Raw genomic sequence first — 15,485 nt, 5'->3', positions numbered from 1 at the left:
GCGCTACTCCTTATCAAACGAAACGTCGGCGGCGGGAAGCTCAATCGTAAAGACCGAACCGTGCGGGTCCGCCGCGGTAACCTCTATGCTACCGCCATGTGCCAGCGCAATGGAGCGGCAGAGCGAAAGCCCCAAGCCCACACTGCGGCAGCTGTCGGCCAGGCCATGGTTGGCGGTGTAGAACGACTCAAAGATTCGCTCGCGGTCCTCGGGCGCAATGCCCGGGCCATCATCAGCAACCGAGCACGCCACGTGCCCATCGTCGACGCCAATCGAGATCACGATATGCGAGCCCGCGGGCGTGTAGGTGATGGCGTTGTTCACCAGATTGACCACCAGCTGCACCATCAGGCGCGCGTCGACGTTGACAAGCGCCGGCTCATCGCACGCCACCACCTTAAGGTCGTGCTCGCGCACGGCCGGGTTTACGTGGCGCAGCGCCTCCTCGACGATATCGTCCATGAGCTCGAGCGTAGTCGACAGGCGCATACCGCCACCCTCGAGCTTGGTGATGGCGAGCAGGTTCTCGACGGTGGCGTTGAGCCATTGCGCGTCCGAGCGAATGGATAGGAGCATGCCGCGGCGTGTCTGGTCGTCGAGCACGGCCGTGCCGGTCGAGCCCTGGTCGAGCAACACGTCGGCATTACCCGAAATACTGGTGAGCGGCGTACGCAGGTCGTGCGAGATGGAGCGCAGCAAGTTGGCACGCAGTTGTTCGTTTTTGGCGAGCACCGCCGCTTCCTCGCGAGCCTCCATGGCGCGGGCGCGATCGAGCGCTAGCTCGCCTTCGCTCACGATGGCATCGGCAAGCGTCCGCTCCTCGGGCGTCAGCGCATCGGGCTCGGCGACAATGGCGAACACCCCCACCACCGAGGCGGGATCGCCCGCGCGCACCATGGTGTCGCCCGAGCGCACGGTCAGGTATATGCCGTAGAACGCCGAGGCGCCATAGGTGGCATCGAGCGGCGTTCCCACATAGGCGGACGCCGAGAGCCGCGGCGGCATCTGCGGCGCCAGCTGGTGTACCGGCGCGGCATCGCCCACGGCCGTGTACGTCGTGCGCGGCAGCAGGTCATCGTTATCGGCATCGGCGCTATACCACACGACCGGACAGTCCGAAAGACGCGCCAGCTGCGTTGCCATAGCGTGCACAATCTGTTGCTGATCGCCACACCGCTGCAGCATGCGGTTGGTCTCGAGCACCATCTGCGTGCGACGGTCGCTGGTGGCGGCCTGCGCCAAGGCGCGGCGCAGGGCCAGCGCGATCGAGCTCGATACGAGCGAGACCGCAAACATGATAAAGAACATGCCGGGATAGACGCGGTCGATAAACGACAGCGCGTAGCGCGGGTCGACAAACAAGAAGTTGTAGAGCGCCACGGCGGCAGCCGAGCTCAGCAGGCAGTACAGGCGGCTCCAGGTAAAGAAAGCGCACAGCTGCACGGCAAACACATAGACGATCATGATGCTCGGCGCGAGCCCCGGATGGTCGAGCAGCGCGCCCACAATCGTCGCCGCGGCTAGCAGCCCCGCCGATACGCAGGCGTCATACAGAGGACTGCGACGCGTCAGCGTTGTACGCCGCCACCAAAAGTTCTCGGCAATATCGCCGTCCGCACGGACGTCCATCAGCGCCCCGCCCCTCTCTCAAAAACAAAAACCACCACAAAGGGGACTGGCACCTTTGCGGTGGTGGCCTCCTTGTGGTGGTTTCAAGTGTATAGCCTTTGCAGCCTGCGGTCGCTAGACAAACAGCAGACGTCGACTACGGACGCTCGTCGGGAGCCAGGCGCTGCATCTTGCTCACGGCCTTAAACTTGGTGAACAGCGGCACGTACTCAAAGCTCACGTTGGAGTTCTCCAGGCCGTACCAGCGCGCAGGCGTGCCGGCGGCGCGGCGGATGATGTACTTGAGCGTGATGGCCGTACGCTCGCTGGGCTCCACGTCGCTTTCGGGCGCCAGCAGCTTGCGGATCATGACGAACTTAAACGTACCGATGTTGCCCGGGTCCTTGTAGACCGAGTAGTCATGCGTCTGCGCCGGCAGCTCGCCGCTGGCAGCCAGATCCTGAACAACCTGACGCAGGTAAGCATTGACGCGCTGGTTGATCTTGTAGCCCAGATACAGATGCACGCGGAACACGTAGTCGGTGCCGAACGTCTCGACCGAGTAGGCAAAGGTATGCGGCTCCTCCATGGTCTCGACATTCACGAACCACCAGGCACGAGCGCGCTTGGGGTGCTTATCCAAAATCGAGTAGACGATATCGCGGTCGATATAGTCGGTGTTGGTGTCCTTGGTCAGGTACACGATGTTGTCGCTCATGAGCTCGTAGCGATCGTCGTCGCGCAGGCGTTTGAGCTGCGGCAGATAGCTGCGCAGCGGCAGCAGCGTAAACTGACGTTGCTCGACCGCCGTGCCGTTGTACCAGCACACCATGATGCCCATGATGAGCGCGGCCATAAGGATGGTGAAATAGCCGCCGTGGAAGAACTTGGTGAGCGAGCTCACAAAGAAGAAACCCTCGAGCAAAAGGAAGAAGGCGGCAAAGATCCACGGCGCGACCTTGAGATTGCGCTCCACGTGCAGATAGAAGAAGAGCAGCATTGTCGTGCACATCATGGTCAGGGTAATGGCCAGGCCGTACGCGGCCTCCATGTGCGCCGAGTTCTGGAACAGCAGCACCACGACGACGCAGCCCACGAGCATGACGTTGTTGACCATGGGGATGTAGAGCTGGCCCTTGGTCTCGGCAGGATAGAAGACCTGCATATGCGGCATGAGGTCCAGGCGGCTGGCCTCGGACACCAGCGAGAATGCGCCGGTGATGAGCGCCTGCGAGGCGATGATGGCCGCGACGGTGGAAAGGCCGACGGCAAAGGGGCGCAGACCCGGGGCGAGCATCTGGTAGAAGGGGTTGAGGTCGGCGATACCCATGAGCTCCGGGTTGCCGGCGTTGTTGATAAGCCACGCGCCCTGGCCCATGTAGGACAGCAGCAGGCAGCACTTAACGAACGGCCAGGTGGCATAGATGTTGCCGCGGCCCACATGGCCCATGTCGGAATAGAGCGCCTCGGCACCGGTGGTAGCGAGGAAGCAGCTGCCCAAAATCATGATGCCCGCATGGTTGTTGGGGCTCAGCAGAAAAGCGATGCCACGCAACGGGTTGAGGCACAGCAGCACCGCGGGATACTGGCAGACAAAGAACAGGCCCGTGCCGCCCAGGAACAAAAACCACAGCGTCATGATGGGACCGAAGGCGTGACCGATCTTGGCCGTGCCGATGCGCTGCACCAAGAAGAGCGCGATGATGATGGCAAGCGTGATGGCGACGACACGACCCTGGTCGTCACCGAGCACGGCATGGACCGCCGGGATGGTGCGCAGGCCCTCGATGGCCGTGGTGACGGTAACGGCAGGCGTCAGGATGCCGTCGGCGAGGAGCGCCGCGCCGCCCAGCATGGCGGGGATGATGAGCCACTTGCCGCAGCGCTTGACCAAGCTGTACAGGGCAAAGATGCCGCCCTCGCCGTGGTTGTCGGCGCGCAGCGAGATCAGCACGTACTTGACGGTCGTCAGCAGCGTGACCGTCCACACGACAAGGGAGAGCGCGCCGAGCACGAACTCCTGCGTGACGCTTCCGATGCCGCCGTTGCCGGCAACGAGCGCCTTGGTTACATACATGGGGCTGGTGCCGATATCGCCATACACCACGCCCAGCGTGACGAGCATCGCCGAGATGCTCACAGGAATCGCAGCGTGCGAGGCTACTTCCTTTGCCTTTTGTTCCATAAGCCGGTTTCCTCCCAATTTTAACGTTCGACGGGATTATATGTAATCAGCACATATTTTAATGGCACCGTTTTCCCAGCTAGATAAACATTTATGCGGCCTTTAGGCCACCGCGGCGATATGGAATGTGACAAAGGGACGCCCCCTTTGTCACATTCGTCATTTTCCGAGCCAGTTTTTGAACCACCACTCCATAGAGCGGCTCATCTCGGCCATAAAGGGGCTCGTGTGCTTACGGGTGTAGATGTCGATGACGCGCTCGCCCACCTCGCGGGCGTGCGGGCGAAACATCGCATCCATCTCGGCCACCTGCGCATCCATCGTCGCGGCGTCGGCGCGACAATAACGCTCCTCGTGCACCAGGTTCACCACGGGATGCGCGATTGCCGGGCGCTCCTTACGGGGCGTGCCGATGATGAGCATCGACAGCGGCATGGTATAGGCAGGCAAGTCCAGCAGTGCGGCAACTTCCTCGGCGTTCTCGACGATATCGCCGATATAGCAGCTCCCCAGCCCCAGGGCCTCGGCGGCAACCACGGCGTTTTGCGCGGCGATCACGGCATCCTGCGCCGCGATGGCAAAGTCGCCCAAACCCGGCGCGCGGCGGGGCGCCTTGCCCGTGCGCTCGACAAACTCGGGCTCAAAGCAGCCCACGTGCTCAAACAGATCGATCCACTTGGCATAGTCGACCACAAATATAAGTGCCCAGGGTGCCTTGGCGATCATGGGCTGGTAGTCGCACAGGTCGGCAAGACGATCGAGCGTAGCCTGCTCACGAATGCTTACGATGGAATACATCATCATGGCGCCTGCCGACGGCGCGCGACTCGCCGCATGCAGAATCGCCGCCCGCTGCTCGTCGGTCACCGCCACGGGACGGCCCTCGTCATCGCGCGCAAAGGCACGCGTGGAGGAACGGTGCTCCAACGTGTCCAATACAGCATTGCCCGTGGTCTCGACCGGATAGCCGCACGCATCCGCAGCCGTCGTACACACCCGCTCGTCCATAACCCATCCCTGCCATTTCTTTAAGAAGCCTTTACGTTTCCGTGTAATTCCCGTCCATTATCGCGCAGGTGGGCACTCCATTGCGCAACACCGCCATACTCGCGCGTTATTATGGCTGGTTGTTGTACGCAGCCGTCAAATGCTGCGCATATCTCGGTAACAATCGGGTTAATCCCCGCTTTCGTAGGTTTTAAGTTTGTGAGGAGTCTCAGCATGTTCGCTGCCGCCATCTCGCTCGTCGGTCTTGCGGCGACCGTCTACCTTGTCTTGCGCGAGGCCAAGGCCATTCGCGCACAGTCGGGCACCGTTGCCAAAAGCGCTCTTGGGTGGAGCGTCGTCTTCGGCCTGTTCCAGCTCTTTTTGACCGTCTGGGGCGCTATTGGCCTCGTCGCCCAAAACGAGCCGCTCGCCTTTGTGATGCTCATCCTGACCAACGCCATCCTCACCGGCTGCGCTTGGGCCAGCATCGCCCGCGACCGCATCGCCCCGCGCGTCTTTGCGTTCGCCTCGGCCGACGCCCCCGCCCCCACCGGCAAGCTCGCCCGCCTGCGCGGTGCCTTTGTGGGCCGCCCGCTCGTCGCCGCCGTCTTGTGCCTGCTGCTCGCCGGCGTCTTTGCGCTGCTGGGCATGGAGGTCTCGTCCAACCACGACTTTACCTGGGTCTACCCCCTGTGCATCCTGCTCGAGTGGGCCATCATCACCGTGCTCATGACCGGCTTGTTCTTCCTATTCCAGCGCCACGGCGCAGCTCCCGCGGTCCTGGCCTTTGCCCTCTTTGTCCTGGGCATTGCCGAGTTCTTCGTCATCACGTTTAAATCCATGCCGATCCAGCCGGGCGACCTTTCGGCCATCTCCACCGCCGCCGCGGTCGCCGGCAACGGCTACACCTTCTCGATCTCGCTGTTCTGCGTGCTGTCCATGAGCTTTACCGCCATCGCCATGCTGCTGTGCGAGTACGCCGGCCTGGTCGCGCCGCATCGCCAGAAGGGCGCCGCCAACGCCAAGCGCATGCTGCTCACCAACCTGCTCGTGGCGGTGCTGTGCCTGGGCGGCGTGACCGCGCACGTCACCCTCATCGACTACTACAACACCCTCGGCATCACCGTCTACACCTGGCGCCCGCTCGAGAGCTACTGGCGCGAGGGCTATCTGCCTGCCTTTATTAGTGCAGCGCAGTCCATCAAGCCGCCCAAACCCGCCGACTATTCTGTCGATGACGCCAAGGCCACGCTCAAAAAGTACGCCAAGGCCTACGACAAGTCCGACGCCGCCAAGAGCGACGAGCGCACCGCCGCAAAGGAGCAATTCGACAGCGAGAAGCCCACGGTCATCGCCATCATGAACGAGACCTTCTCGGACCTGTCCATCTACCAGAACATGCGCGCCGGCTACGAGGGCCCGCAGTACTTTAAGAACCTGTCCAACTGCCTCAGCCGCGGCAAGCTCTATGTGAGCGCCTACGGCGGCGGTACCGCCAATACCGAGTTTGAGTTTATGACCGGCAACTCCATGGCCAACCTGGGCTCGGGCGTGTACCCCTACACCATCTACAACATGGAAACGACTGGGAACCTGGCAGAGCAGTTCAAGTCGCTCGGATATTCCACCACGGCCATGCACCCCAACCACGCGACCAACTGGAACCGCGAGAACGTCTATAAGGACTTTGGCTTTGACCAGTTCCTGTCCATCAACGACTTCCAGGGAGCCGACACCCTGCGCGGCATGGTGACCGACCAGGCAACCTACGACAAGATCCTTGAGCTGCTCGATCAGAACGCCGATCCGCAGTTTATCTTCGACGTGACCATGCAGAACCACTCGGGCTACGACACGGGCCTGCTGCCGGTCGACAAGCAGATGCACCTGAACATCGACACGACGGACCTGGACGCCAAGACCGTCGAGGACGGTACGCTCTCCGATGTCGACGAGTATGTCTCGTGCATCGAGCAGTCCGACCAGGCGCTTCGCTACTTCCTCAACGCCCTGAGCAAGCTCGACCGTAAGGTTGTCGTGGTGTTCTGGGGCGACCACCAGCCGTTCTTCCCGTCCAAGTTCAACGACAAGTGGTTTACCGGCGAGGACGACGCTACGCATCAGGAGCGCCTGTGGCAGACCGACTACATCATCTGGGCTAACTACGACGTTGCCGGCTGCGACCAGACGAGCGAGGTCGACGACCTGTCCACCAACTACCTGTCCACGCAGCTCATGCAGCTGATCGGCGCCCCGCTGACCGACTACCAGAAAGCGCACATGACGCTGCGCGAGTCGCTGCCCGCCATCAACTCCGTGGGCTACGAGGACGCCAGCCTGCGTTGGGCGCTTTCCTCCAACGTCACCGGTGACGACGCCGCTGCCGCAGCCGCCACCAAGGCGCGCGAGGATTACGCCAAGATGCAGTACTACGAGATGTTCCGCGATGGCAAGAACGTCTACACCGAGCACTTCCAGACCGAGGCCAACGAGACCGACCCCAACCTGGCACCGGGTACAACCAAGATCAAATAGCGACACGTCTTAACTGGTTCGTCTGCCCGGCGGCGCGAAACGTAAGGTTCCCTGCTCGGACAGTCCTGCTCGCACGGAGAGCACATTAAGTGCTCTCCGGCTCGTGCGGAACTCGCGATGAACCTTACATTCCGCGTCGCCGGGCAGACGCCTCGGTGTTGAAGTGCGGCTTGTCATGAAAGCATCCGCAACATATATAAGTTGAAGGCCACATTAAGTGGCCTTCTTTATATTCGGAAAGTGTGTCCCGGAATCTGCCTTCGGAATGGGACGCAGTTTCCGCTTGAGGGCCTGTTGGGAAAGCGCATCCCACTTCAAGAGTAAATTCCGGGTCGCACTTTCCGCTAAGGCTCTCAACCGGAAAGTGCATCTCATTCCAAGCCTTAATTCCGGGACATAGCTTCCGGACAAGACATCAACCGGAAAGTGGGGACCACTCTGAGCGCCGATTCTGGGACACACTTTCCGAAACCCCGCCCATCCGGAAAGCCCGTCCCACTCCGAATACATCCAGGCATAAAATCATCAGCTTATTAGGCCTTCCATCAATAAAGGGGCGCCCTCCCGAGCGGCGGGCTCGAAGTTCATCGCGAGTTCCGCACGCAAAGAAGGCCACTTAATGTGGCCTTCTTCTTGTGCAGGACTGTAGAGCAGGGAACTTCGTGCCCGCCGCCCGGGAGGGCGTTGCGTTTAGAAGATGGACCTAGCGCTTATCCCTCCGGGACAAAAGTAGCGCGGCTATAAAAGCGATGCTGGCAAGAGTTAGCAAAACTAAAAGCAACGTGAGCGTGTTGTCGCCCGTTGCCGCCAGACCAAGCAAGCCGGGCTTCTTGCTGTCAGCAGACTGCACGGGAATCTTCTCGCCATCGTCCTCGGCGGTAATCTCCCAGCGAATGGTCTTGTTTGCGTCGGCAAGCTCGTTGCCCACCGACGTCGGAACGCTTAGCTGCAGATTAAGCACCGTGCTGTCATCGCTCGTAAACGTGGCGATTTGCGTGGGATAGGCGAACACGCTGCCCGGTGTTCCTGTCTGGAGCCAACCTGCAGAGACATCGCCCACAGTCGCCGTTAAGGTGATGGGCGACAGCAGGCGTGCCGTCTCGTGATCGACAACGGCCCGCACAAACACGCGTACCTGGGACTTTACACCCGTGGCACGAACCCCAATCTGTTGCTCGCGTACATCGCCGGGCATTAGATCTTTAAAGGCTGGAAACAGATCGGGCTCCCCCGAGGAGTCCGTCGCTCCCGATACCGTTAGCTGGCGTACATTTCCGTCATAGGCAATCGTGGGAATGTCAGCAAACGCACGTGCAGGAACGGCGAGCGCGATAAGGCAGACGATTGCTGCCATCACGCAATGCAAGAAACACGCAACGTCTTTACGAATCGGAGAGGCCATACTTACGCACCTCCATGCGGCGGCACCAGCACGCCATCCTTGACTGCACAGCCCCATGCCTCTGCAGCTGCATCGCCGGGCGTGGATTGAATTGCCTGGGTCGAAATGTCAACGACCAGGTTCTTCCCATCTGCCTTCTGCTCAGTCACGCTCTTGATGAGCACATCGGTTTTGCCCATCGGAGCAACGGGAGACGTCCAGTAGTAGTACCCGTCGGACGCGACAACCCAAGACGAGGCGGTGTTAGAAGCAGATGCCTTGAACACACTGCCCCACGCAATGACGTAGTCGGTGCCGGCAACTGGTTCATCCCACAGGCGCGCGCCATTCTGGTCCTGCCAGTAGATATCCACCGCAACACGCAGGTATGCCGGGGCCGAGCCGTTGTTTGTAATCATGACGTTGCTCTTCACATTGCCATCGAGCTTCTCATCTACCGAGGGCGCCACCGAACCAAAACCAAACTCGTTGACCAGCACGCCCGTAACCGAAAGCCACGCAAAGGTACCGGCAGCGCCAGCCAACAGGAGAACGCCAACAAGGAGGGCGACGATTTGCTTGCGCTTAGTCATCCTAGTCCTCCTTCTTCAGCGTGCCGTTTTTCCAAACATTCTTGGCACGCGAGCCACCATCGACCCATTTGTCATTCGCGCGCGTGTTGACGCACGTCACCACGGTGTCGCCCGCACTCGAGGCAGACGAGATGATGAGCTCGGCAGATTTGCCGGGCGCCTTGCCCGGCGTACTCAGTTCACCCTCGTAGCGCCATGCCCAAGCCGTGTCTTCCTCGACGGTATAGGTGCCCGCCGGAGCAGCAAATTGCACGCTGCCGACATACCAGACCTCACCGTTTTCGTCGCGCTGCTCGCTAACTTTCACCTCGACCATGCGCGTCTCGGCAGGAGAACCCTCCGACGCCTTTCGCGTTACCTTAAAGCGGAACGTTTGCCCCATTGCGCTGGCGTCGGTAGTCTTTTTAACGATCGTCAGCGCATGATTCTGGGTAAATTTGAACACGGCATTACCGGGACCTTGCTCGCCTTCGCCTGTCTTCTTGGACTCCAGGCGGTTGACCAGGTCGAACGAGCCGCCACCCGAACCCAGACTGTAGAGCGAGACAAACTTGCCGTTCACAGGCTTTTCCGCCGCAGAAACGCCCCCTGCACCAGGGCCGTAGCTTGCCTGCGTTACCGTAACAGTCAGTTGCGTCCCCATAAACGGCTTGGCAAAGCAGACCTTAAACGGCGCATTGTCGGCACTGTCACCGACGGTGTTGGCCGCGGCGGGATCGAGCAGCCACTTAAGCTGCGCGGTCATAGTTACGGGGCTCGCGGGATCAGACGTATCGTTGGCAACCACGCGATACGTCACAGGATACAGGTCCATGTCACCCTTGACTGGCTCGCCCTTGAACTCATCCCAAGACTTTGCAGTGCCATCGGCACCCACATATCGCCACTCCAAGAAGAGCTCGCGCTTATCGCCATTGGCAGCAGCCTGTTCATCGAGCAGCGCGACGATCTTGGAGTGGGCGTCCGGGTCGTACGCCACGGATTTTTGCTCCATCACAGGATTGCCGTCGTTGTCGTAGACAGGGTTGCCGCTCTCGCCCATTTTGGGAACATCGACCGTGTAGACAAAGCCAGGCTTACCGTCCTGCGCGCGCTCGTCGCCCGAGTCGACCGTCGCCGTAAAGATGACCGCCCCGTCGACGCTGTGATAGCGCACCTTATACGGCGTGACCTTGTACACCGCGGTATACGTCGCGCCCTTAAAGGGTTCACTACCCTCGAGGGGATACTTATCGTCTTCGGTCATCAGAGTGTATTTACTATCGGATTCATAGTCACGCGACCAGCCGACAAAGTCGTACTTGGTGCCATCCTTGCCGACAACCTCAGCTGCAGCTCTTACTTCCAGCGAAATTTGATCGCCAGAGTCGGTGCGCGAAAGAGAACGCACGGAATCGGGGTTATCCAGATTGGCATCGATATTCGATTGGACAATTACCGCGCTGGCACGGTAGACCGGGTACAGCTCCATGGGGGCGTTAACCACAGTGTTTGTATTCACCATGGGGAGGCCGTCCGACCAAACGACATAACCGTTGCCGGATGCCGGTTTAGTTTCCGTCCAGCCTACGAAGGCATTGTATGCGTTCGTTGCAGCATCGATGTCGCCAACGTTATACGTCGGCAGCGGCATGCCATCCTTAAGGCTGCCGAGCGTATTGCCCTCCTGCGCGAGCTTGCCATCGATATCGGTGTCGTTCAGGTGATACACCACCGCAATGGGCGTGTAGTAGGCCACAAACGTATAGGGTTTACCCGGCTCCACGGTATAGGAATAGGTATTGCCGCCTTCGCCCGTCGGATCGAGCTTCTTTACCGTTCCGTCGGGAAGCTCGATCTCGAGCTTCTTAAGCTGATAGGCGCCACCAGTACCGTCGGCATACACCGTCGTCGTAATGTCGGGGCTCACCGTAGCCACCACGTCACCGTTCTGCTGGGGATCAAGTTTGGGCGTAATGTCGAATCGCGGAACATTGATGCCCGGCGTTCCATCAAAGCCCTTGCGGTGCAGGTTGGTGGTGTAGTTAACGTTATACTTTACGTATATGGGATAGGCATCCTGCCACTGGGTGACCTTGGACTCGTCGGTCGCCAGATACGGCTCTGCCTTATCCGGATCACTCGTCACATAGGGGTCGCCGGCGACGTCGTAGATATAGTTCCAGACGGCAGAATCCTTCTGGACCTCGGCAGTCGAAATCCAGCCCAAGAACTTATAGCCAGGCACAGCCATCTCGTCATCGGTCGGAGAGGCTTCGAGTGTCAGATTGGGATTGACGTCACCCTCCTTTCCGTGCTCGGGCGTGTCGTCTACCGTCTGCTCGGTATGGATAAACGGATATTTATAGGTGTAGGTGCTATCGGAGCCCAGCAGCAACGGAGCCTCATAACGTCGCGTGACGCTCTTAACCGAGGCATCGTCCTTGCCATAAAAGCTGACGCTTGTCGTCACCATGGCGCGCATGTAATACTCCGAATCGATGCCAATCTCGCTCTGAACGGGGTTGCCCACGCAGGTCCAGTATCCGCCTTGGCGCTCGAGGGTCCAGAAATTTAAATGGTATCGCTCACTCGCCGGCCTAAAGTAAAACTTCAGCGCTCCTGCGACCCACTCGTCATCCAGCGTGCCCGAACCCGGGAAATCCGTATCGGCAATGACATTTTTCCGGGTATCCGCACCTGTATCGTTTTTGACCGTATGCGAATACGCCTTCAAAGGCGCCACGATGAGTGTATCTGCCCCAAAGCGCCCCTCATTGCATTCGTCCTTATAGTTTTCCTTCAGTCCGTGATCGACGTGCTCGGGACCCCAGTGCACGATATTCTCTCGCACGTAGCTCGATCCGACCTGCTCGTTAAACGAGGTTTGGTACCCGTTCCACACAGAGCAGAGGAGTCTAGAATCCTTATAGGCGTCGTTCGTCATCGACTTGACGTAATAGTCCACACGGTACTCAAAGCGTGCGGTATAGGTATGCGGAACGGTCAGGTCCACGTTGCCGGGAAGCTTGTAGCTCGGATCGCGGCTCACGCGAACATCAACCGGGGATCCATCGGCAGCCTGCTTGTTTTCATACCAACCCAGGAAACGATAGCCGTCGGGCAGCTGGCCCTCCTCGGATATAGCTTTACCGGATACGTCGAGCACCTGTACGGTATACGCGCTTGTGCCATCTTCTGCAGTCTCAACCTTAACGTCAGTTTTGCCCACACCGTCGCGCCGAGTCTGATCGTCGGTTGCATCCTGCTCATTGCCCTCAAACACCGTCATGATGTTCGACACATAGTCGCTGTACACCGGATAAAAATCGGTAGGGCCAAGCACAGTGATCTCGGTGCCGGCAGGATAGAACGCACCGGCGTTTTTTAGCTCGGCAAGCTCAGTCGAGGTAATGGCCGCATAGCCGCCATGCATACCTTCCTCGCTGCTAGGCTGCGTGGTCCAGCCGATAAATGTCGCGGTAGCGGAAAGCCCCTCGCGGTCTTCGGGAGCCGCGGGCGTCAAACCAACGCCGTAGCGATACCAATCAGTGGACTTGTCGTGCGCGGCACCGGTTTTCCAATCAAGCGTCTTGCCCTTAACGTTATAGAACAGTACCTGCGCCTCGTATGAAGCGATAAAGAGGTCGTTACCCTTGAAGCCGAATTTTTCATCGACGCCGCTTCCGTTGTCGGCGATGTAGGTCGAAGCCTTATCGTGGACCGTGTTCTCCTCGACGCGCTTGTCAGCAGCGACAGCAGCAGCATCGGTCTTGCCGTCAAACCAGCTGTTGTCTTGTCCAATTCGATTCACACGCACATCGGGCTCACGGAACCAGCCCATAAAGCGGTAGCCGCCGTTGGCCTCGGTCAAACCCTCTGGCTTTGCGGAGGTATCCTGCTTAAACGTTACCGATGTATCGCCCTGGGCCAGGCCTTGGGCCGTTCCCGCCAGCACGGCGCTCACGGCAAAGGCGTACGGATCCGAGGTCGCCTGGTCTTTGCCAAGTTTGGTCTTCTCGATTGTCGCGGTGCCCGCACCGGGAAAATCGATCGTCGCCTTAACGCTTTGGCCATGCACGGGAATTTTCAGCTTGTAATCCATCGCCCACTCATTGGGGTGCGGGGCACCCAGGGCCTTGTCGTTAGCGGTCGAGCGCATGGTGCCGGCACAGAAGTCGTAGTCGTGCTCTTCCCACAGCTCGCGCGTGGTGTAGCGTTCGTCATCCCACGGACCATAGCCATCGCCCTTGATGGTGCCGTCGCCGCCAAACGAGGGGATTTTCTTTTTGGCAGGGTTGCCCTGGCTGCTGCCGTTTAGGCTCACGCTCGGCTTAAAGTAGCACTCGGTGACCGTGGCATCATCCTTGTTGGCACGCGCGGCAATGCCGCCCAGGTTCACGTCGTTTTGAATAATGGGGATCACGGCGATGGGGTTGTACTGGCGCGAGCTCAAGTCACCCGCAAAATGGCTTCGAACGAGCTCGTTGCCCTTTTCGGTTAGAATACGACCCGCCAAGCCACCCGTCCACGCACGCGTCACGGCGACGACGCCCACATATGACGCGGCATAGCTGTAGCACTGCGCCGTCGAGAAGCAGTCGATAATCTTGGCGTTACCCGCCATGCAGCCCACAAAACCCGAGGCGTACACGTTGTTGCCGCCCAGGGCGCCAATGGCCACGTCGTACTTATTGGTGACGTCGGTCATGCCAATCGAGCCATCGTCTTTGCGCGTAGGCGTAACGCGGCAGTACTCAATCGTCGAATTTGTAACGTAGCCGGCAAACGCCGCCATATACAGACCCTCACCGCCGAGCGCCTGCACGCCCGAGGTCGTATTGTTGACGGCACGGCCGCCACGGACCTCGCAGTTGTAGAGGGTGCAGCCGTCGAGCTCGCCGGCGATGAGACCGCCCTCAAAGCCTGCGTTGGTAATGAGGTTGAGAGCATTGTTGGCGCAGGTCACGTGCAGCGTGCTCTCCATGACCATAACGTTTTCGAAGCGCGTATTGACGGCCTTGCCCACGATAATGCCACCGCGGAAGTCCGCCCACACGTTGGCGTCCTTAACCAGGAAGTTTTTGATGGTGGCACCGTTGGTCTCGGCAAAAAATCCCGTATCGCGCTCGGGGTCAAAAGCGTCTTTATCGTAGTTCAGGCCCTCAACGGTGTGGTTTTGACCATCGAACACGCCCTTAAACGGATGCTCCTTGTTGCCAAACGACAGATGCTTAACGGTGTACGAGACAATGGTCTTCATGTCGTCATCATTAAGCACGATATCGTTATCGAGATAAACGTGCCAGCCGGACGTATCGCGCTCGCGCGACAGCGCCACATACGACAAAAAGTCAGCCTCGCTTTTGATGTGGAATTCGTTTTTGTTCTCGGGCACGTCCTCGGCATGCACCACCGTTGGCAGTGCCATAACGCAGCAAAGGGCAATCGCTGCGACGGCAACCAGCCTGCTAAGCATACCCCGGTTCATATTCTTGATCTTCATAGGCTAGTTCGCCTCCGGCCAACCCACAACGTCAAGTACGTCGAGGGCGGTATCGCTTGTCTGCTGGTTTTTGGCCTGCACGGCCTGAACATCGATATCGAGCCTGAATGAGCCGCCGCGCGCGGCATCGTGGTAGTCGCCCACAAAGCGCAGCGAGTCCATGAGGCTTTCCGTCATGGCACCGGGGTCGAGCGTGCCGCCACGCCCGGCCAATCCGCGGTAGTAGTACCACCCATCGCCGCCATCGATCCACGGGGACCCCTCGCCCGCGTTCACATGAAACGCAACGCTGCCCGAAGCATCCGCGCTCGAACCGTCGGGCGCCACCGACGTCATGCGCAGACGCGCGCGAACGTACTCAGGCTGCGTGCCAGCGTTCTCCACGCGCACAATGCGGCTGATGTCAGAGCCCCCGGCCTTGGTGTCGGGATAGTCCCCGTGCTCGTTGGGCTCAAACGGAATCTCCTCGCCCTGCTCGTTGAGGGTGTATTCGCAGACTCGTACCTTCACGCTGCCAAACGATAGAACGTTGTTCGCCGGAACCATATCAACGGTAAAAGCCAGCGTGCCACACAGGCATGCCAGGGCCAACAGCGCCATCGCGGCAAGCGCCAAGGTGCGTTTCTGATTGTCGGAAAGATTATTGAGCATTACGTTCGCCAGTCGTCGATAAAAAGGGGGACCGAGATCCCAGCCCGAATATAGGGGTGG

General features: G+C 59.6%; 8 protein-coding genes. 1 reads left to right on the top strand and 7 read right to left on the bottom strand.

Features of this window, described 5'->3' with window-relative positions; genetic code table 11:
- Positions 1–3: 3 nt before the first annotated feature.
- The 3 genes from DW850_RS08240 to DW850_RS08230 all read right to left on the bottom strand — a co-directional run bounded on the left by DW850_RS08240 (position 4) and on the right by DW850_RS08230 (position 4,801).
- Positions 4–1,629 (bottom strand): ATP-binding protein, encoded by a 1,626-nt coding sequence (locus DW850_RS08240; RefSeq protein ID WP_117786794.1) that lies wholly within the window; start codon positions 1,627–1,629, stop codon positions 4–6.
- A gap of 136 nt (positions 1,630–1,765) precedes the next feature.
- Positions 1,766–3,793 (bottom strand): KUP/HAK/KT family potassium transporter, encoded by a 2,028-nt coding sequence (locus tag DW850_RS08235; protein ID WP_117638035.1) that lies wholly within the window; start codon positions 3,791–3,793, stop codon positions 1,766–1,768.
- A 159-nt stretch (positions 3,794–3,952) separates the two neighbouring features.
- A complete protein-coding gene (locus DW850_RS08230; protein ID WP_117786793.1) occupies positions 3,953–4,801 on the bottom strand; it encodes a nitroreductase family protein in 849 nt (282 codons plus the stop codon).
- Positions 4,802–5,014: 213 nt separating this feature from the next.
- Between DW850_RS08230 and DW850_RS08225 the strand changes: the two genes are divergently transcribed.
- Positions 5,015–7,315, top strand: coding sequence for an LTA synthase family protein (locus tag DW850_RS08225; RefSeq protein WP_117786792.1), 2,301 nt, complete (start codon positions 5,015–5,017; stop codon positions 7,313–7,315).
- A 703-nt stretch (positions 7,316–8,018) separates the two neighbouring features.
- On the opposite strand, the gene DW850_RS08220 is transcribed toward DW850_RS08225, so the two are convergent.
- From DW850_RS08220 to DW850_RS08205, 4 genes are read right to left on the bottom strand one after another with little or no spacing between them, the layout of a single operon-like run.
- The gene (locus DW850_RS08220; RefSeq protein WP_117786791.1) at positions 8,019–8,717 is read right to left on the bottom strand and encodes a hypothetical protein; all 699 of its coding nucleotides are present in this window, start codon (positions 8,715–8,717) and stop codon (positions 8,019–8,021) included.
- Between the two features lie 2 nt (positions 8,718–8,719).
- Complete coding sequence (locus DW850_RS08215) at positions 8,720–9,289, bottom strand: hypothetical protein (protein ID WP_117786790.1); 570 nt, start codon at positions 9,287–9,289, stop codon at positions 8,720–8,722.
- A gap of 1 nt (position 9,290) precedes the next feature.
- Positions 9,291–14,774 carry a hypothetical protein gene (locus DW850_RS08210; protein WP_117786789.1) on the bottom strand — a complete coding sequence of 1,828 codons (5,484 nt, stop codon included), beginning with the start codon at positions 14,772–14,774 and terminating at the stop codon, positions 9,291–9,293.
- A gap of 3 nt (positions 14,775–14,777) precedes the next feature.
- Positions 14,778–15,425 carry a hypothetical protein gene (locus DW850_RS08205; RefSeq protein ID WP_117786788.1) on the bottom strand — a complete coding sequence of 216 codons (648 nt, stop codon included), beginning with the start codon at positions 15,423–15,425 and terminating at the stop codon, positions 14,778–14,780.
- Between the last annotated feature and the right edge of the window lie 60 nt (positions 15,426–15,485).

The organism is Collinsella sp. AM36-4AA (assembly GCF_003467795.1).
Lineage (GTDB): Bacteria > Actinomycetota > Coriobacteriia > Coriobacteriales > Coriobacteriaceae > Collinsella.
This window is presented reverse-complemented; position numbering and strand designations above follow the sequence as displayed.

Coding starts and splice junctions, on each gene's coding strand:
- DW850_RS08240 (WP_117786794.1), bottom strand. CDS start 1,629: ATGGACGTCCGTGCGGACGGCGATATTGCCGAGAACTTTTGGTGGCGG.
- DW850_RS08235 (WP_117638035.1), bottom strand. CDS start 3,793: ATGGAACAAAAGGCAAAGGAAGTAGCCTCGCACGCTGCGATTCCTGTG.
- DW850_RS08230 (WP_117786793.1), bottom strand. CDS start 4,801: ATGGACGAGCGGGTGTGTACGACGGCTGCGGATGCGTGCGGCTATCCG.
- DW850_RS08225 (WP_117786792.1), top strand. CDS start 5,015: ATGTTCGCTGCCGCCATCTCGCTCGTCGGTCTTGCGGCGACCGTCTAC.
- DW850_RS08220 (WP_117786791.1), bottom strand. CDS start 8,717: ATGGCCTCTCCGATTCGTAAAGACGTTGCGTGTTTCTTGCATTGCGTG.
- DW850_RS08215 (WP_117786790.1), bottom strand. CDS start 9,289: ATGACTAAGCGCAAGCAAATCGTCGCCCTCCTTGTTGGCGTTCTCCTG.
- DW850_RS08210 (WP_117786789.1), bottom strand. CDS start 14,774: ATGAAGATCAAGAATATGAACCGGGGTATGCTTAGCAGGCTGGTTGCC.
- DW850_RS08205 (WP_117786788.1), bottom strand. CDS start 15,425: ATGCTCAATAATCTTTCCGACAATCAGAAACGCACCTTGGCGCTTGCC.